The sequence below is a fragment of the Blastococcus capsensis genome (assembly GCF_030165005.1).
Lineage (GTDB): Bacteria > Actinomycetota > Actinomycetes > Mycobacteriales > Geodermatophilaceae > Blastococcus > Blastococcus capsensis.
This window is the reverse complement of record NZ_JASNNW010000003.1, coordinates 1-18,576: the sequence shown is the minus strand read 5'-3', so window position 1 is coordinate 18,576 and position 18,576 is coordinate 1. Positions and strand designations below refer to the sequence as shown.

Annotated in this window: 16 protein-coding genes; 4 read left to right on the top strand and 12 right to left on the bottom strand. The window is 72.7% G+C overall.

The genetic code is table 11. The annotated features are described in order from the left end of the window. Positions 1-6: 6 nt before the first annotated feature. The 5 genes from QOZ86_RS04575 to QOZ86_RS04555 form a co-directional block, all read right to left on the bottom strand. Positions 7-1,602, bottom strand: coding sequence for a molybdopterin-dependent oxidoreductase (locus tag QOZ86_RS04575; protein ID WP_284490777.1), 1,596 nt, complete (start codon positions 1,600-1,602; stop codon positions 7-9). A gap of 225 nt (positions 1,603-1,827) precedes the next feature. Further along, entirely contained in the window at positions 1,828-3,045 is a 1,218-nt protein-coding gene (locus tag QOZ86_RS04570) for a phospholipase D-like domain-containing protein (protein WP_284490776.1), read from the bottom strand. A 157-nt stretch (positions 3,046-3,202) separates the two neighbouring features. Continuing rightward, entirely contained in the window at positions 3,203-4,786 is a 1,584-nt protein-coding gene (locus QOZ86_RS04565; protein WP_284490775.1) for a patatin-like phospholipase family protein, read from the bottom strand. Further along, positions 4,783-6,033, bottom strand: coding sequence for a cytochrome P450 (locus tag QOZ86_RS04560; protein WP_284490774.1), 1,251 nt, complete (start codon positions 6,031-6,033; stop codon positions 4,783-4,785). The genes QOZ86_RS04565 and QOZ86_RS04560 overlap by 4 nt, the downstream gene beginning before the upstream one ends. A 17-nt stretch (positions 6,034-6,050) precedes the next feature. Next, on the bottom strand, positions 6,051-6,368 hold the full coding sequence (locus QOZ86_RS04555; RefSeq protein WP_284490773.1) for a hypothetical protein: 318 nt from the start codon (positions 6,366-6,368) through the stop codon (positions 6,051-6,053). Positions 6,369-6,761: 393 nt separating this feature from the next. Between QOZ86_RS04555 and QOZ86_RS04550 the strand changes: the two genes are divergently transcribed. Further along, on the top strand, positions 6,762-7,391 hold the full coding sequence (locus tag QOZ86_RS04550) for a hypothetical protein (protein WP_284490772.1): 630 nt from the start codon (positions 6,762-6,764) through the stop codon (positions 7,389-7,391). 206 nt (positions 7,392-7,597) lie between these two features. Continuing rightward, the gene (locus tag QOZ86_RS04545) at positions 7,598-8,776 is read left to right on the top strand and encodes an AI-2E family transporter (RefSeq protein WP_284490771.1); all 1,179 of its coding nucleotides are present in this window, start codon (positions 7,598-7,600) and stop codon (positions 8,774-8,776) included. Between the two features lie 39 nt (positions 8,777-8,815). Here the strand turns inward: QOZ86_RS04545 and QOZ86_RS04540 are convergent, their stop codons facing one another. The 3 genes from QOZ86_RS04540 to QOZ86_RS04530 all read right to left on the bottom strand — a co-directional run bounded on the left by QOZ86_RS04540 (position 8,816) and on the right by QOZ86_RS04530 (position 12,177). Next, positions 8,816-9,451 carry a hypothetical protein gene (locus QOZ86_RS04540; protein WP_284490770.1) on the bottom strand — a complete coding sequence of 212 codons (636 nt, stop codon included), beginning with the start codon at positions 9,449-9,451 and terminating at the stop codon, positions 8,816-8,818. A gap of 201 nt (positions 9,452-9,652) precedes the next feature. After that, positions 9,653-10,588, bottom strand: a complete 936-nt coding sequence (locus tag QOZ86_RS04535) for an alpha/beta hydrolase (RefSeq protein WP_284490769.1) — start codon at positions 10,586-10,588, stop codon at positions 9,653-9,655. A 74-nt stretch (positions 10,589-10,662) separates the two neighbouring features. Then, positions 10,663-12,177 carry a flavin-containing monooxygenase gene (locus tag QOZ86_RS04530; RefSeq protein WP_284490768.1) on the bottom strand — a complete coding sequence of 505 codons (1,515 nt, stop codon included), beginning with the start codon at positions 12,175-12,177 and terminating at the stop codon, positions 10,663-10,665. Between the two features lie 89 nt (positions 12,178-12,266). Here QOZ86_RS04530 and QOZ86_RS04525 point away from each other — a divergent pair, with 89 nt between their 5' ends. Continuing rightward, on the top strand, positions 12,267-13,301 hold the full coding sequence (locus QOZ86_RS04525; RefSeq protein WP_284490767.1) for an AraC family transcriptional regulator: 1,035 nt from the start codon (positions 12,267-12,269) through the stop codon (positions 13,299-13,301). 314 nt (positions 13,302-13,615) lie between these two features. Here QOZ86_RS04525 and QOZ86_RS04520 read toward each other — a convergent pair whose 3' ends face one another. The 3 genes from QOZ86_RS04520 to QOZ86_RS04510 form a co-directional block, all read right to left on the bottom strand. Continuing rightward, positions 13,616-14,803, bottom strand: a complete 1,188-nt coding sequence (locus QOZ86_RS04520) for a PP2C family protein-serine/threonine phosphatase (RefSeq protein WP_284490766.1) — start codon at positions 14,801-14,803, stop codon at positions 13,616-13,618. 296 nt (positions 14,804-15,099) lie between these two features. Further along, positions 15,100-15,723, bottom strand: a complete 624-nt coding sequence (locus QOZ86_RS04515) for a GVDTG sorting domain-containing protein (protein WP_284490765.1) — start codon at positions 15,721-15,723, stop codon at positions 15,100-15,102. 189 nt (positions 15,724-15,912) lie between these two features. After that, the gene (locus tag QOZ86_RS04510; RefSeq protein ID WP_284490764.1) at positions 15,913-16,899 is read right to left on the bottom strand and encodes a sensor histidine kinase; all 987 of its coding nucleotides are present in this window, start codon (positions 16,897-16,899) and stop codon (positions 15,913-15,915) included. A gap of 443 nt (positions 16,900-17,342) precedes the next feature. Here QOZ86_RS04510 and QOZ86_RS04505 point away from each other — a divergent pair, with 443 nt between their 5' ends. Then, positions 17,343-17,546, top strand: coding sequence for an ANTAR domain-containing protein (locus tag QOZ86_RS04505; protein WP_284490763.1), 204 nt, complete (start codon positions 17,343-17,345; stop codon positions 17,544-17,546). 829 nt (positions 17,547-18,375) lie between these two features. Here the strand turns inward: QOZ86_RS04505 and QOZ86_RS04500 are convergent. Further along, positions 18,376-18,576 (bottom strand): transposase (locus tag QOZ86_RS04500; RefSeq protein ID WP_284490762.1); only part of this gene is annotated, 201 nt, incomplete at its 5' end.

The window sequence follows — 18,576 nt, the reverse complement described above, 5'->3', positions numbered from 1 at the left end:
TGCGGGTCAGGAGACGACGACCTCGATGATCGGGTAACCCGAGGCGCCGTCGGGTGCGACCGGCGTCCGCTCGTCGGTCTGCACCTCGCCTCGCCCGTCGGTCGCGCGCGCGGCGATGACGTGCCGGCCGGGGGTCGCGTCCCACGGCAGCACCCACTGGCGCCACACGTCCACGTCGTAGGGGGCGGACAGCTCGGCCTCCTGCCACGGCCCGTCGTCGATCCGCACCTCGACCCGTTCGATGCCCCGGGTGGGCGCCCAGGCCACACCCGCGATGGGTCGCCGGCCGGCGGCCACGGCACCCCCGGGGACGTCGATGCGGGCCTGGGTCTTGATCGGGCCCTCCCTCGCCCAGCCACGGGGGATCCAGTAGCCGGCGACGTCCCAGTCGGTGAGCTCGATCGCCGCCAGCCACTTCGTGGCCGAGACGTAGCCGTAGAGGCCGGGGACGATCAGCCGGGCGGGGAAGCCGTGCTCGGCCGGCAGCGGCTCGCCGTTCATGGCGACCGCCACCATCGCCTCCTCGAGATCCAGCGCGGTCACGGTGGGAAAGCCTGCGGTGAAGCCGTCGACCGAGCGGCCGATCAGCTGGGTCGCCCCTTCCTGGAGGCCCGCGCGCTCGAGCAGGGGCCGCAGCGGCACGCCCTGCCAGCGGGCATTGCCCACGAGGTCTCCGCCCACCTCGTTGGAGACGCAGGCGATGGTGATGTCGGCCTCGATCTGCGGCAGCTCCATGAGGTCGGCGTAGGTGAGGGTGAACGGGTTGTCGACCATCCCGCGGATCTCCAGCTGCCAGGTCTCGGGGTCGACGACCGGCACCCGGAGCGCGGTGTCGATCCGGTAGAACTCCTCGTTCGGGATGAACAGCGGGGTCAGGCCGGCGATCTCCAGGTCGGCGCCCTCCGGTACGGGACCCGCCTGCTTCACCGGAACGGGCAGCCGGATGGCGGCGCGCAGGTCGTTCAGCCGCTCCCGCCCCGAGAGCAGGTAGCCCCCGACACCGGCGAGGACGCCCAGCACCGTGGCGCCGCCGGTCACGGCGAGGAAACGGCGGCGGTCGACCGGGCTGAGCGCGGGAGTTCCACCGGCGTCCGCGTCGGCAGCGGGTTCGGGCGGCACCGCACGGCTCGGGAGGGCGACCACCAGGGTGTAGAGCACGGCGATGCCGGCGGCGGCACCCAACGCGCCGACGAGCACGCTGAGGAAGACCGGGTTGCGGTCGTCGGCCAGTGCGGCCACGACCCCGAGCAGGGCGAACAGCGCGATGCCCCCGGCTGCCAGGACGAACCAACGACGGGCGAGCACCCCCAGGGCGGCCCCGAGCAGGACCGAGATGACCAGGATGCCCCCGATGAGCACCGGCTTGTCGGCGGTGCCCAGGGTCGCGATGGCCCACTGCTCCAGCCACCCGGGCACGCTGTCGATGACGAAGTCCCCGACCGCGATGATCAGGGAGGGCGCCTGCGCGATCAGCCCGGCGACCAGTTCGGCGAGCCCGAGCGCCACGGCCACCGCCGCGATCCCGGCGAGCGCGGCCCAGCCGCGGCTCATCGGGCGGGCGCCGCCGGTCCGTTCCTCTGCAGTTCGTACGTCGTCAGCCACCCCCGTGCAATGTCCCCGGGACCACGACCGGACACCGGCGGGGCGGCCATCGACGCAGAACTGTCATGCACGATCGGATGATCGCCCCATGCCCGGGGGCGCCGTCTCCCACCCGACCGGACGGCGAAGTGCGGCGCCGTCCGACCCTCCGACCATGCCCCGACCGGGAGCGGCCGCCGCCCCGGCGACCGCTCCGTCATGGTTCTGCAAGGAGGCCGTGGCCGGTCAGGGCCGGCGCCCGGACAGTCCGACCGCGCCCGAGCCGCGCAGCGGCCGTCCCACCACGTCGGCGGCGACCTCCAGCGCCCGCCGGCAGAGTCCGCGGGCGCGCCACTGCTCGGCGTGCACCTGCTCGCTGCGGGTGAGGTCGTCGGCGAAGTGCTCGTCGAGCAGCCCGACCACGGACCGGTCGTCGACCACCAGGCAGACCTGCTCGTTCAGCGCGAACGAGCGGGTATCGAAGTTGGCGGTGCCCACCATGGCCACGGCGCCGTCCACGGTGACGACCTTGGCGTGCATCAGGGAAGGCTGGTAACGCCAGATCTCCACCCCGGCGTCCAGCAGCGGCTGGAAGTCCAGCTCTGCCTCCAGGTGGACCCCGGGGCGTTCGGCGTGCGGCCCGCCGACCAGCACCTGCACGTGCACCCCGCGACGCGCGGTCGCCCCGACCAGCTGACGCAGCCAGCGCGGCAGCCGGATGTAGGGGGAGGTGATCCGGACGTGCTCGCGGGCCGTATCGAGCAGCGCGACGACCGCGATGGCCGCCTCGCTCCAGCCCGGCTGCGACGGCGTCCGGAGGACCTGCACGGCCGTGTTCCCCGCGGGTCCGAGCTCGGGGAACCGGTCGGCCTCGGACACCAGTCCGCCCTCGAGCCGGACCTGCGCCTGCATCCACGCGGAGACGAATGCCGACCGGAGCCCGGCCACGGCCGGCCCCTGCACGCGGAAGGAGGTGTCCCGCCAGCTGCCCTCGTGCCGGCCGTCACCCGCCCACGACTGAGCGATCCCGGTCCCGCCGGTGAACGCCACCGTCTCGTCGCAGACCAGCACCCGCCGGTGCGTACGCAGGTTCCAGACGGTGAACCGGGGACTGGACAGCGGCCGGTAGAAGGCGACCGTGCAGCCGGCCTCGCGCACGCGACGCAGATCGCCGCGGTCGATGTTCTTGGCGCCGTAGCCGTCGAGCAGGAGCCGCACCCGTACCCCGGCCCGCGCCCGCTCGGCAAGGGCGCCGGCCACCTCGTGGCTGACGGCGCCCCCGTGCCAGGCGAACCAGAGCATGTCGATGCTCCGGCGTGCCGCGGCGATGGCTCCCAGCAGCGCCGGGAAGGTCTCCTCGCCGTTCCTCAGGACGTCGATCCGGTTGCCCTCGGTGAACGGGACGCCGACCAGTGACCCGAGCACCCGCCGGGTGCCGCTCCGTGCGGTGAGCTGTTCGGTCATCGGTTGCCGGCCTTCCTGCCGTGATCAGCGTCCGCCCGTCGGGTGGCGGACACGCGAGCACTTCTCCGCATCCGGGGCGCCGTCCTCGGGTGCCCGCCGGACCGGTCCGGGAACCGCCTGGTCGGGCGCTCGTCACAGCCTCGCCGCGCGCCACCGGTCAGCGGCCACGCGGGCCCGGGCGCAGCACGTCGATCACCACGCTGCGCGCGGCATGGGCCATGAGTCCGGCCATGCGGAGGCGCGTGCGCAGCGGCACGTCCGCGAGCGCGGCCTGCCCGCGCCGTCCCGGGTCGCGGTACCGGACGTCCCGCTCCTCCACCGCCTCGACCGCGGCCACGACCGCCGGCTCCGGGAGGCCCGCCCGCCGCAACGCATCGGGCAGCCACGCCTGCAGGCTCCGCCAGCCGAGCACGAAGTCGCTGTGCCGGAAGGCCTGTCCGCCGAAGCCACCGAACCGCACCAGGAACTCCCCGGCGAGCAGGTCGGGCACCTGCTCCTGCCCGGCGGGCGGGCGCGCGTCGCCCGAGGGCTGCTGCAGCAGCCGGAGCGGGGAGATGACCTCCGTGCTCACCGGCACCCGGCCGGCCACGCCGCCGGCCTCGCGCAGCGCCCGGCGCAGGACGTCGGCGGTGTCCCCCGGGGCCTCGTCACCCAGCGCCCGGCGCAGCGCCTGCTCGGCCCCGGCGTCCAGGTGCGGCGCCAGGGCCCCGGCCAGCTGATCGAGTCGGCGCAGGCGCACGTTCACGTCCTCGATCCCGCGCAGGTCGGCGTACGACGACTCCACCGGCAAGGTGGTCACCATCCGCACGAGGGTGTCGTTCCAGGTGGGCCGGTGGTCGGGATCGGTCCACCGGCCGTCGTCATCGGGCGCGGTCGTGTGCGGGTGGACGAGGACGTGCACCCGGCGGGGCTTCCCCTCGGCGGCCGTCGCGTCCGGCGAGGAGCCCCATGCCTGGTGGTCGGCCCGGCGCGCCGCACCGAGGGTCGCACCGAGCGGGCGCCGGTCCAGTGCTCCGCCGTCGGCGTACCAGAAGTGCCCGGACTCCGGGAAGTTCGCGACCCCGGCCCGACGGTAGCTCTGCTCGTCGGTCCGCCGGTCCAGCAGCCGCGGATCGAACAGCGCGGGATGCGACATCGAGGCGACGGCGGCATCCACGGGGCTGCTGCGCCGGGGCTGCACGTACCGGTCGCGGTCGTCGTCCGGGTCGAGGGTGAAGGCGACCCGGTCCGCGTGGGTCAGTCCGCTGTGCGCCGGGCCGTCGCCCGCGCTCTCGATGAGCGAGGTCAGACCCTGCAGGTTGCCCAGTCCGGCGGTGAACTCGATCGGCTGCCGCTGCCGGGCCGCGTCCGGCACACGGTGCATCGGCCGGCCTCGCCGGTCCCGCGGCTCGAGCAGTCCGATCGTGTCGGAGTGGACCGTCGCCATCGTCAAGGGGGCGTCGCTGCGCCCCCGGGACAGCCGCCGCAGGCTCGCGTTCCGCACCCATGCGTCGCGCAGCACGGGCAGCGGATCGAGACCGGCCAGCAGGCAGCGCGTGGCGAGCAGGCCGACCATGGCGCCGGCCGACGTCCCCCCGACGGCGTCCACGCGCACCGACGCAGGACGTCCGTCCCGGAAGTCCCGCTCGTTGAGCCGTTGCAGGGCGACGACGAGCCCGGCGGTCGCGCCGGCCTCGTAGGCACCGAGTGACGCCCCGCTGCTCACCGTGAGCGCGATCCGGACCGGATCCGCAGCGGTCATGCCGGCCGCACCCGGGAGATCCGCACCCCGCTGGCCGGGGCAGCCGGCATCCGGGCCAGGTCGATGCTCAGGTCCTGAAGCGGCACGTCGTAGCTCATGGCGGCGGTCAGCAGGCGGACCGCCCGCTCGACCACCGAGATGGTGAGCCACTCCCCCGCGCACCGGTGCGCCGAGTCGTGGTCGCCGCCGCCCTGCGGCACGAAACTGTAGGGCCCGCCGTCCCAGCCGGCGAATCGCTCGGGACGGAAGTCGGCCGGCTCCTGCCAGATCCGGGGATCGTGGTTGGTGGCGTAGATGTCGAGCAGGAACCACGCTCCTCGGTCGAACCGGCGGCCGCGCCACTCGAACTCCTCCCGCGCCCGGCCGCCGACCATCGGGAAGAACGGGAAGTAGCGGCGGACCTCCTGCACGAACCAGCGGAGGTACTCGTCGTCCTCGCGGACCTTCGCCCGGCAGTCGGGGTGCTGGTGCAGGGCGAGCGCCGCGAACACGACGTACCGGGCCACCGCGACGGTCGGCCGCAGCACGTTGATCAGCTCGACGCGTGCCACGTCGACGTCCAGCAGGCGGCCGTCCTCGTCACGGTGCTCGGCGATGACCCTCGCGGGGCGCCCTTCCTCCACCGGCAGGTCCCCGCTGCGGATCCGCTCGATCACCTGACCGGCCCAGCGCTCGGCGCGGTGCCGGAGGGCCTGCCCGCGGAGGTTGCGGGGTCCGGCAGAACCGGCGCCCTCGACCATGGCGGCGAACTGCCGGGTGCGGATCGCCACCTCGTCGTCGGCGAGCGGTATGCCGCTCCACGCGCAGACCGCCCGGCACAGCACCTCGCGGACGGCGTCGAAGAGGACGACGTCCCGGGCCTGCGCCCACTCGGGGGTCCGGACCCGCCACTCGCGATCGACCAGGTCGCCCAGCTCGGTGAGGGCGGCCGGCGTCATCAGCGACATGAACATCGCCTTGCGGTGGCGGTGCGGCTGCTCGTCGAGCAGCTCGACGCTGCCGAAGTCCTGCAGCAGCGTCAGTACGGTCACCGGCAGGGCCCGACGGCGGGTCATCCGGTCCGGCTCGTACAACAGCCGGGCCGCCTCCTCCCCGTAGGCGACGACGGCCCTGCGCAGCATCAGGCGCGTCTCGAAGGCGTCGGACCCCGACCGCAGGAAGCGGTGGGCGCCGAACGCATAGCCCTCCCGGAGCAGGGCAGCGCTCTGGTCCCCGCGGTCGAGCCGTGGGATCTGGTCGATGGGCACCGTGAGGTCCCACCCGATCACGGCAGGCTGGTCAGCGGTCGGCTGGACACGGCGGGCGCGGAGAGCCGGAGACTGCCCGCGCCCGCGGCCCGCAGGCGTTCGTCGAGCAGGTGGTCGACGAGCCGCGACCGCGTGTCGATGGTGACCAGCAGGATGGCCTCCAGGTCGGCGAGCTCCTCCTGCCGACGCCGGATCTCGACCAGCTCCTTCTCCGCGTCCCGCCGGATGGTGCGGGAGGAGTGCAGGTCCGCATCGATGGCGGCCAGTGTCCGGGCGACGGGCCGCGCCACCACTGGCTGTGACGTGGAGGGCTGTGGCGCGAGGGGCTGAGACATGGCGTCCTCCGGGCGGAGCGGGCGACGAGGAGCGGTCACCCGGACGGGTGCCGCGCCGTCGGTTGTGCCCGCACGGCGCGCGACCACCGCGATGCCGCCGTCCTGACACCGATCCGCAAGACGCGCGCAACATCGCCCGTTGCCGGGGACACCACCGGCCGCCGCGGCCCCTGTGACACAGGGCTCGGTCGCCGGCCGTGCACCGCGGTCAACCAGGACGGAGGCGATCCGCCGGTCCTGTGACCTCCTCGTGACCATGTGGCGGAGTGGTGTCGGGTCTGTGTCGGAGCCGCAACGGTCGGCGTTCTCCGTTCCTCGCCGGGCAGGAGACGGGTCGTCCGCTACTTCGCGGGCCGCACCCCGTAGCGGCCCCGACGACACAGAGGAGACGACATGAACACCAACGCTGCACGCCTGACCTCCACCCCCAAGCGCCGTGCCGGCCGTACCGCCGGCGCCGTGATCGCCGCGGTCGTCGGCATGGGCGGGCTCGCCGCCTGCAGCGACGACTCGGCCGGTCCCGAGGCCGGCGGGGTCTCCGCCGAGGACCTTCAGGGGGTCGAGGACCAGATCGCCGGCCTGGACGAGCGCGTGGGCGTCCTCGAGGAGGGCGGGGTGGAAGGCACCGACGTGGGCGTCGCCCCGCTCGGCGCCGAGGACGACACCGAAGCCTTCTTCGGGGACAACGAGTCCTTCGTCGGCCAGGAGGTGACGGTCAGCGCGGAGATCTCCGAGATGGTCACGACGACCGACATCGGTAGCTCCTTCCGCATCGCGGGTGAGTCGGGCGACCCGATCCCCGTCGTCTCGGCCTCCCCGATGGCAGAGATGGACGCCAACGACGTGGTCCAGGTCTCGGGCACCGTCGTCCAGGTGCAGCGGGACACCTTCGAGGAGGACTTCGGCGTCGCCGCCGATGAGCTCTTCGAGGACGCCGACGCGTTCTTCGAGGAGGAAGAGGGCTCGATCGCCATCGCCGCCGACCGCATCGAGGTGCTGCAGGAGCAGGGCCAGAACGACTGACCCCGGCAGTCGGCCGCGGCTCGGTCCACGGGGCAGTGCTATCGCCCCATCCCGTGTGTCAACCGGTTGACGGTGGCACTGTCCGTGCACACATCGCCGCCTCCCGGGGAAGTGGGAGGGCGCAGGACGGCCGGCCTCCGGTCGACTTCCCACGAGAGGACCGGGTGACCGCGGTGAGATGGTGGTCGAGAACAGAGGCCCCGGGCGTGGATACCCTCCCCGAGCGGCCGGAGACGGCTGCGGACGGCGCCCGGAGTCCGCGGGACAGGACCTCCTCCCCCGGTCCCTGGCCGGCCGCCGTCGCGCCGCGCTGGGCGCTGAGGGTGCTGGCCACCGGAGCGGCGGTCCTGATGCTCGCCGCGGTGGGTTGGCTGTTGTTCTGGTTCCTGCTGCGCCTGCCGCTGCTGACCGTGGCCGTCGCGGTGGCGCTGCTGCTCACCGCGCTGGTCCAGCCCATCACGCGGTGGCTGCACCGCCGAGGGCTGGGCGAGGGGCTCTCCGCGCTCCTGTCGGTGCTGTTCCTCCTCGGCGTCATGATCGGCATCGGCTTCCTCGTCGGATTCCGGGCTGCCGACAGGCTGCGCGGCCTGACGCGCCCCCTGACCGCGGGTATCGACCGCATCCGCGTCTGGCTCACCGAGGGGCCGCTCGGTCTGGACCCCCGGCAGGTCACCCAGATCCGGAACACCGTGGTCGACCGCCTCTACGCGCTGACCCCCGACCCTGCGGTCGCCGCCCGGATGGCCGTCTACGTGCTGGCCGCCGTGATCCTGGTGGCCTTCCTGACGTTCTTCCTGCTGAAGGACGGTGCCGCCATGTGGTCCTGGCTGCTGAGCTGGGTCCCCGAACGGCGGAGGGAACAGGTGGACGGGGCGGGGAACTCGGCCTGGACGGCCCTCTCGCAGTACGTCCACGGCGTCGTCCTGGTGGCCTTGATCGACGCGGTGGGCATCGGCGCGGTGCTGCTCTTCCTCGGGGTACCGCTGTGGGTGTCGCTGACCCTCCTGACGTTCATCGGCGCGTTCGTCCCGCTCTTCGGCGCGACAGTCAGCGGGGCGGTGGCCGTGCTGGTCACCCTCGTGACCAATGGCCTCACCGACGCGATCATCGTGCTGGTCGCGGTCCTCGTGGTGCAGCAGCTGGAGGGGAACGTGCTGCAGCCGATCATCGTCGGCCGCACACTGCGCCTGCACCCGGTGGTCATCCTCGTGGCGGTCACGGCCGGCAGCCTGCTGTGGGGGCTCGCCGGGGCCCTGCTCGCGGTGCCGCTCGTGGCGGTCACCTACCGGGTCCTGGGATTCATCAGGGAGCACCCGGTGCCCGGGGCCACGGCACCGGAGCGCCCCGGGTCGGACGCGCTCCCGGTGCCGGAACACGCGGCCTGAGCGCGCGGGTGGGCGGACCGGCCGGGCGCCTCCGGCGGGTCAGTCCGCCTGGGCCTGCACGACCTCGAGGCGGGCCGCCGAGATGGCGATCTGACCCCCGGAGTCGGCGAAGAAGGCGGCGGGGTCCTCGAACAGCTGGTCCGCGGCGATGCCGAAGTCCACCTCGAAGCTGTCCTCGGCGATCCGGACGACCGTGCCGGTGACCTCCACCGTGTCGTCGGCCTGCAGCTCGGCCGGTGGCGTCGCCATGATGACCACGATCGGGTCGCCGCTGTCGCCCGAGATGCGGAAGGAGGCCCCGACGTCGGCCACCGTCACCGGCTCGGTGACCTCACCGCTGACCGTGACGCCCTGGCCGATCAGCGCCTCGGCGTCGCCGAGGACACCAGGCTCCTCCTCGCCGGGCCGGTCCTCCTCGGGCCGCTCCTCGGCGGCCGGCTCGTCCTCGAGGACGCCGACCCGGTCCTCGATCGCGGCGAGCCGGTCCTCGATCCCGGTGAGACGCTCCTCGATCGCCTGCACCTCCGTGGCCGCCGGCCCGGTCTCCGGGCCGATCGGGTCATCGCTGCACGCAGCGACCCCGCCCATCCCGACGGCCGTGGCGAGGACCGCGGCCGCGGCCCGCCACGCTCGTCCGTCTCCCGTCCGGACCGACCGCGCTGCACTGGCGCTCATGGGGGTCTCCTCTGCTCGACGCGGGCCGCAGCCGTCGCACGCGTCGCCTGCGACGGGACCTGAGTGCCCGCGCCGGGGCGCCGGATGCCTGACCCGGCCCTTCGACACGAGGCCGCAACACCACGAGCCCCACCCCAGGCAAAGGAGGCTATGCATACGGATCGGCGTCCGAAACCGTATGCATAGCCTCCTATGCCGTGGTCAGCCGCGCAGCACCTCGCCGAACCGGGCGCAGCTCTCGTCGATCGCCGTCTGGGCGGCCGGTGAGATCGTGCCCATGTCGAAGAAGCCGTGGATCATCCCGTCGTAGCGATGTACCTGTGCTTTGACCCCCGCGGCACGCAGCGCCTCGCCGTAGGCCTCGCCCTCGTCGCGCAGCGGGTCGAACTCGGCCGTGACGATCACCGCCGGCGGCAGACCGGAGAGGTCCGAGCCGTGCAGGGGCGACAGGCGCGGGTCCTTCGCGTCGTCCCAGGCCCCGGCGTAGTGCCCGTAGAACCAGTCCATCGTGTCCTTCTCGAGGAAGTAGCCCTTGGCGTTCTCCACGCGCGACGGGTACTCGCCCTCGGCGTCCACGGCCGGGTAGATCAGGAACTGGCCGGCCAGCGGCGTGCCGTCGGCCTGCAGCACCTGCGCCACGACGGCGGAGAGGTTGCCGCCGGCGCTGTCCCCGGCGACGCCCAGCCGCTGGTCGCCGCCGAACTCGTCGAGGTGCCCGGCGATCCACCGGGCGGCGGCCACCGCGTCGTCGGCCGCCGCGGGGAACGGGTGCTCGGGAGCCAGCCGGTAGTCGACGGCCACGACCACCGCACGACTCCCCCGGCAGATGTTGCGCGCCATGTTGTCGTGGGTGTCGAGGTCACCGATCACCCAGCCGCCACCGTGGAAGAAGATGACCGTCGGGAAGGGGCCCTCGCCCTCCGGGCGGTAGATCCGGGCCCGGATGTCTTCCCCGTCACCGGGAACGGTGCGGTCCTCGGTGCCGGCCACGGGGACGATCTGCTCGGGGGCCCGGGCGCCGTGCGTGAGGGCGAGGTAGAGGCCGCGTCCGGCCTCCGGGGTGCCCTCGTACATGGGCGGCATCCCGGATTCGTCGATCATGGTCAGCATTGCGGCGATGTGCGGGTCGACGGGCACAGGGCAACTCCAGGGTCTCTGCGGGACGAACGGAACATGGAAGAGGGACGGGCGGGCGCGGCCGGTCGCGCCGGTCAGTGGTAGACGAGAGACTCGTCGTCGAGGTCGAGGGCGGGCAGCGACGTCCGCTCCTCCGCGTACTCGAGCAGGTGCGTCCACGGCTCCCGGTCGCCCTGCTTGAACATCCGGCCCGCCGAGCGCATGACGTAGCCGGAGTTGAAGTTCTCCGGCACGGCCCAGGGGCGCAGCGGCATGTCGGCATCCTGCGGCCGGAGCGTCGGGACGACGGTCGTCGCGCCCCGCTCCTGCAGGTGCGCCAGCAGCCGGCAGACGAACTCGCTGACCAGGTCGGCGCGCAGGGTCCAGCTGGCGCGGAAGTAGCCGAACACGTAGGCCATGTTCGGCACTCCGCTCATCATCATCCCGCGCCAGGTGATCCGGGAAGTGAAGTCGACCGGTTCGCCGTCGACGGTGAACGCGACGCCGCCGAAGAGGCTGAGGTCGAAGCCGGTCGCCGTCACGACGATGTCGGCCTGCAGCTCCTCGCCGGAGGACGTGCGGATCCCGGTCTCGGTGAATGTCTCGATCGTGTCGGTGACGACCGACGCCTTTCCCTCCCGGATGGCGGTGAACATGTCGCCGTCGGGCAGCAGGGCCAGCCGCTGCTGCCAGGGCCGGTAGCTCGGGTTGAAGTGCTTGTCGATGTCGAAGCCCTCGGGCAGCTGCGGGCGCATGGACTCGATCAGCAGCTCGCGGAGCTCGTCGGGCGACTCGAAGGACATCCGGGTGATCTCGTCGCCCTCGGCGATGTAGGCCCGGCGGAGGATCTCGTGCGTCCAGTCGTCGGGGACGTCGAGGGCGCGCAGCGTCTCGGCGAGCTCGTGGGTCCGGGGCCGGGCGAAGAAGAACGTCGGCGACCGCTGCAGCATCGTGACGTGCGCGGCGGTGGTCGCGAGCGCGGGGATCAGGGTGGCCGCGGTGGCGCCGGAACCGATGACGACGACGCGCTTGCCGGCGGTGTCCAGGTCGGCGGGCCACTGCTGCGGGTGCACCACCACGCCACGGAACCGGTCGAGCCCCTCCCACCGCGGCTGGTAGGGCTGGTCGTGGTCGTAGTAGCCCTGGCACATCCAGAGGAAGTCGGTGGTGAGGCGGACGGTGTCACCGGTGTCGTCACGGGTGACCTCGACGGTCCAGCGCCGTTCCGCGGACGACCAGCTCGCCGTCGTGACCCGGTGCCGGTACCGGATGCGCTCCGCCAGCTGGTCCTCGTCGATGACCTCGTCCAGGTAGGACAGGATCTCCTCCGACGTGGCGATCGACGCCCCGCGCCACGGCTTGAACTTGTAGCCGAAGGTGAACAGGTCGCTGTCGGACCGGACCCCGGGATAGCGGTGGGTCCACCACGTGCCGCCACGGCTGTCGAGCGCGTCGAGGATGACGAAGCTCTTCCCGGGGAAGCGTTCCCGCAGGTGGTGGGCGGCCCCGATGCCCGAGATCCCCGCACCCACGATGAGCACGTCGACGTGCTCGGTCTGCGTGTCGGTGGTGGTGGTGGTGGTGGTGGCGCGTTCCGCGGTCGTCGTCATGCCCGTCCCCAACTGTCGGCTGATCCCCTCGCCGGCGGACGCTAGAGGCGGGCGCACCTGTGAGCCATGGCACAATCGGCCGCGAGTTGATGAATCCGGCCAACCCACTGCACGCCGCCGCCCGTGGCACGGGCAGCGCGGCGCTGATGTGCGCGCTCGCCGAGGAGCACGGCCTGCCCCGGGCTCGGGCGATCGCCGGCACCGGCATCGACGAGGCCGCACTGCGCGATCCCGACGCCGAGATCAGCGCCGAGCAGGAGGCGCGGCTGGTCGCCACGCTCGCCGCCGAGCTCCCCGAGACGGCCGGGCTCGTGGCCGGGACCCGGTACCGGCTCGCCACCTACGGGATCTGGGGCTTCGCCCTGCTCTCCAGCCGCACCCTCCGGGATGGCCACCAGGTCGCGATGCGCTTCGTCGACCTGACGTACGCGCTCACCCGGATCAGCGCGGAGGAGAACACCGACGAGGTCTCCGTCTTCTTCGACGACCTCGACCTACCCGAGCCGGTCCGCCGCTTCGTCCTGCTGCGGGACACCGCGGCAGCGCTGCAGCTGTGGCGGGAATCGCTCGGCCAGGCCGTGGTGCCCCGGCAGGTGGCGCTGCGCCTCCCCGAGCCCGCCGACCCCGAGCCGTACGAAACCACCTTCGGCGTGCGGCCCCGGTTCGCGGCGCCGCGGTCGGTGCTCGCCTTCGACGTGGCACTGCTCGACCGGCCACTTCCCCAGGCCGCTCCGTTGACCGCTGCCCTGTGCGAGGCGCAGTGCCGGGTGCTTCTCGAGCGCCGTCAGTCCCGCCGCGGGGTGAGCGGACAGGTACGGGACCTGCTGCTGCGCGGCCCGCAGCGGATGCCCCGCCAGGAGGAGGTGGCCGCGACGCTGCACATGAGCGTGCGGACCCTGCGCCGGCACCTCGACGACGAGGGCACCAGCTTCCGGGCCGTCGTCGACCAGACGCGCAGGCACCTGGCCGAGGAGCTGCTGGTGACCGTCGGCCTGAGCGTCGAGCAGGTCGCGGAGCGCATCGGCTACTCCGAGGCCTCGGCCTTCGTGCACGCGTTCCAGCGCTGGCACGGCGTCAGCCCGCGGCGGTGGGCGCGGTCGGCCCCTGCAGCCGAACGGGGATGACGGGGACGCCGACCGGCGTCCGGTCGCGTGCACTGCTCGTGGAGAACTCGCCGCCAGCTCATGTGCAGCAGTTCTCGACGGCGCTCACGAGGACGGATCTCTCGCCCTACGGTCGCGGGCCTCGGATCGGAGCTGGTGCCGTGACCGCCCAGGCCGCCGGCGCGTCCGGCCTTCGACCACCTCGCCACCCAGGCCGATCCGGCGTTGATCACCGGCGGCGAGGAGCACTCCACAGCCATCGCCGAGAGCCTCGGGCAGTCGGTGGCCGGCCTGTCCGATCGCCCAGGCGATCTCCGTCCGTGACGCCGTCGAGGTCAGATCTGCAGCTGCCGCTCGTCCCCGGTCCGCCATTCGACCATGACGATGCTGGCGTCGTCCTGCAGGTGGTCGGCCTGATGGTCCAGCACGCGGCGCATCAGCCGACGCAGGGTCTCCGGTGCCGGATCGCCATCGGCGCTCGCCCGGTGGATGAAGTCCGCGAGCCGGTCCTCGCCGAAGAACTCGCCGTCCGGGGAGCGCGCCTCCACGACCCCGTCGGTGTAGAGGACGACCCTGTCCCCCGCGTGCAGCTGCATCGCGCAGACATCGGGCTTCCTGGTCTGCAGCCCGAGCGGTGGATGCGGCTTGCAGGGCCCCGGGCGCAGCAGCGCGCCGTTCCGGACGACCAGCGGGTCGGGATGGCCGGCGTTGACCCATCGCAGCTGGCCGGTGTCGAGATGCAGGCGCGCGATGGCGGCGGTGGCGAACCGGCTGCCGGTGAACTCACCGGCGATGACGTCGTTCATCGCCGCCGCGATGTCGGGCAGGTCCCACATGTTGCGGCGTGCGTGGCGGTAGGCGCCCACGGCCGCCGCAGCCAGCAGCGCAGCGGGCAGCCCGTGGCCCACGGCGTCGAGGACCATCAGATCGGCCGTGGGGCCGTTGACGGCGTAGTCGAAGGTGTCCCCGCCGATGTCGTAGGCCGGCTCCAGCGCGCCGGAGATGACGACCCGGTCGGAGCCGAAGGTCAGCGGCGGCAGGAGCTCCCACTGGATCTCGGCGGCCAGGCTGAGCGTCTTGCGTCGCCGGAGCTGGGCGAAGATGTCGGTGTACTTGTCGTTCACCACGAACAACTCGCTGGCCAGCGAGACCAGGGCGCGAAGCCGTGCCTCGAGGGTCGGGGTGAGGTCGCGGACGAGCATCTCGACCACGCCGAGCCGTTCCACCCCGTCGAGCAACGGCATCCAGAGGCGGCTCGTGCGGCCGTCCACCCGGGTGGACAGCACCTCCACCCGGCGGAACGCTCGCCCCCCGATGGACCCCTCGACGCTGAGCTCCTGCCGAGGCGGCACCCCCTCGCCGCGCACGGGCTGCAGCAGCAGCTGCTCGTAGTCCGCGAGGTACACGACGGTCTCCTCGGCACCGAGCTGGCGGCCGCGGCTGGCCACCGCCGTGGATAGCCGGTCGGGGGCCAGCAGGTGCACGTCGTCCAGAAAGGCCTGCAGCGGGTCCTCGTCGGTCACAGCGCACAACCCTCGCAGGTGCGACGACACATGACATGGTGGCACTGGTCTCGTCGGCGGCGGCATCCGCAGTGACCGCTACACAGGAAGGACGAGCGTGGATGGTCCGACATGCCCGGCGAGCTCAGGTCTGAGGCCCTGACCAGGGCGACGGCACCGCGACCACCGTCCGGCTGCGGGCACTCCCGCTGGCCGGTGGTCCGGCCATGGTCGGTCCTCTATGTGGCCGGCAGAACAGACCGCCGCGCCGCCCGGGTCGTCCCGTGCGGCGCGGCGGTGCGCTCACTGCTGGTCGATCAGGCCTGGTCGATCGCCTGACGACGGCGGTAGGCCACCGCACCGGCGGCAGCAGCACCGGCGAGGGCAGCGGCACCGACGCCGATCGCGGCCTCCTGCTCGATCCCTGCGGTGCCACCCGCGCCGGTCTCCGCGCCACCGGCGGGCATCTGACCCATCTGGGAGGCGGTGAAGGTACCGCAGGCAGCCGGAGCCGTGGCCTCCAGTCGCAGCTCCGGGTCCAGATCGCTCATGGCCTCGCCGTCGTAGGCGCCGCTGTTGCCCGGGTCGATGCCGTGCACGACCAGGACGGCGGTGCCGGCCTCGAAGGCGTCCACCACGCTCGGGTCCACGGTGAACGTCCGCTCGTAGGCGAACGAGCCGCCCTCGGCGGTCGGGAAGCGCTCGACGGCCAGGGCACTGTCCGCGCCCGTGTCACCCGTCGTGGTCAGCGAGGTGCCGATGGAGCCGTAGAACGGCTGCCCCTCGACGGTGCTGATGATCCCGTCGCCGTTCTCGTCGGCAGACGCCGGCGGGCAGACGCCCTGTGCTCCGATGTGGAAGTGCTGCCCGTGCGGCGCACCGGCCAGCAGCCCAGAGGCCTCGACGGTGACGGTCGGCTGGTCGCCCTGGAAGGTCACCATGCCCATGCCGGTGGCGCGGGAGTCGTTCAGGGCGCCCAGCTCGGCCTGGTAGCTGCCATCGGCTGCCGATGTCCTCTTCGACGCGAGGTGCCCGGGAATGCCTGCCCGGCAGCGAACCGGGTCCCACCCAGCCTCCGGGCCGACTGACGGCAGCCCGCGGTGGTCGTGGCCGGGAGCTCCGATGTCCGGTCAGGCCCAGCGAGTGGTCAGTCGGACGCTCGCGCCGTGCTCGTCGCGACGTAGGGCGACGTGGTCGCACAGCTGGCGGGCGAGCCACAGGCCCATGCCGCCGCGGGAGAGGTCTTCCCCGTGTGCGGGCCCGTACCCGGCGAACGGGTCCGCCCAGCCGGCTCCGGCATCCCTGATGGTGCAGACCACGGTGCCCGGAGCGGTCCACAGCGACAGCTCGACCGGTGGGGCGCCGTGCCGGAGAGCGTTGGACGTCATCTCGTCCACGGCCAGGACGAAGTCCTCCAGCAGGTCCGCCGGGCCGCCGGTCTCGGCCAGGCGCGCCTGCACGGAGTGCCGCAGCCCGACGAAGTCCGATACGTCCCCGGCGACCAGCCGCGGTGCGGTGGCCTCCAGCGGTTCGACCGGCACGGGCAGCGCGCCCAGATAGCGAACCGGGTCCACGAAGGCTGGGTTGGCGCGACGTCCGCCCGCGTCCACCAGCTGCGGGTGGGTGTGCCGGGCGCAGCTGAGGACCGGCTCGGCGCACCGGCGCGTGTCGAACACGCACAGTCCCCACAACGGGGTGACGGCGAGCGCGTGATTGATCACCGCTTCGTACCGCTGCCACTCCAACTGCTCAGCGGCCGTGCTCCCGAAGTCCACCTCGCCGATCACGCGCAGGCGGCCGAAGCCCTCTGCGGAGCGCTGGGCCGCCAGCCGGCGCCAGCCGGCGATGGTCGCAGCTGCCCGGCTGTGGTAGCTGCCGCCGCCGTCGAGGATGACGACCCGCGGATCGTCGCCGACCGCCTTCCGCAGATGGCCGGAGTTCTGCGAGCTGACCGCGATGGCGACGGCGTCGCCGGCGGCCAGGCCGTCGAGGACGAACGGCGCCGCGACGCCGACGAGCTCGTCCGGGGAGTCGAAGAACAGGCCGTCATGCACGAATCCGGAGACAGCGGCGGAGCCGGCCGCGCCGTCGCTGTCCTCGCGCGTCCACGCACCCACTGCTCACCCCTCCTGCTCGACTCCGATGTCCCTCGCGGGCCACGGCCCTCGACGGTAGACGGAGGTGTCGGGATCCGGTCACCCGTCGCCGACTCTGCCATCGCGCACGGCGCAGCCCGCCGCACCGGGGGGGGCGACCGCCTCGGGAGATCGGCGGACCGGGGCTCACCCAGTGCCTGGAGCCGCCAGGGCCCCGGTCCCCGGGGCATCGCAAGGTCCCGCGAAGGAGCCGACCGCGTCCACCGCATGCGCACGACACCGCGTAGGCGGGCCGGGCGGAGCCCCGCGACATCCAGCGCATCATCGCGGGACAGCCCCGTACACAATGGCGTCAGGTGGCGAGAGGAGACCTGCCTCTCGGGCAGTTGGGGGTCGGCATGGCGGAGCAGCTGTGGCATTCCGAGCAGGAAGCGCAGGGAGAGCTCGCGGCTGCCCTGAGCCGCGTGACCCAACTCGAGCAGGCCGTGCTGAGCAATCGCAGGATCGGCATGGCGATCGGCGTCCTCATGGCATCCCTGAAGATCACCGAGGACCGGGCGTTCGACCTGCTCCGCACGGCGAGCAGCCGCCGGAACCAGAAGCTCCGTGACATCGCCGAGGAGGTCCTGCTGACCGGCGAGCTGGTCACCGTGCCGTCCGGCGTCTGACCGACCGGCGACGCCGGAGCCTCCGCCCGGGGCCGCACCGCGGCCCGCGCCCACGCCGTCGCATCCGCCGGTGCGCTGCCGGCGGATGGACAGGCACCACCCACGACGTCCGCCGTGGCGGAGGCGCTCCGACAGTGCCGGTCGTCCCGTGCCGCGGCGCGGACTCACGCGGCCGAAGAGTCCGGAGAGTCCGGCCGGTCCGCTCTCCGCTGCCGTCGCACTATGAACACCCCCATGCCCAGATTGGCGACGGCGATGAACGTGATGCCGACCTTCGCGACCATGCTGTCGGACACGCCCCACTGCCCGATGGCAAGAACCAACCACATGGCTCCCAGGACGAAGTACCAGGTGGGGCGTGGTTGCCGTCGGTTGGGCGTAGTCACGCACCGTTGGTAGCCGACGAGATCACCGATGGGCAAGTTCGACGACTCCCGACCTGCACCCCGGAGCATGGGGACGGACGTCTACGCACGTCCGTCGGACGACCAGCGACCGCGTGCCCCACCTGCTGGGGGCGCGGTGCTGACTCGATCGTCGGCACCGGCGACGACAAAGGTCCTCGACCGGCGGAGCTGCTGGTCAACGGCCTGAGGTGGCTCCCCCGACTCGACTTGAACCAGTAACCCTGCGAGTTCATCCACGGCGTTGACGGTTCGTGTCAGAGGGGCGCCTCTTCGGATCGGGCGCAGGGACGCATGCTGGAGCGCACCTGAGGAACGCCCGACGTCGAGCCCCAGGCCGTCCAGTCAAGATCGACTAGCGTGACCAGCGGCTCCCACCGGCACTACCTGCGAATCCGGGTCTGAGTGCGTGTCCGGGAATTGAGTCAGCGGGCCAGTCGGCGTGACATGGTCATGATCATCGCGGTGTGGATCATGGCCTCGCTGGTGTCGATGCGTCGCTCGTAGTCGCGTACGCAGCGGCGGTACTTGCTGATCCAGGCGAAGGTTCGTTCCACCACCCACCGTCGGTGCAGCAGCTTGAAGCCGACCTGGTCATCGGCACGCTTGACGATCTCGACGGTGAA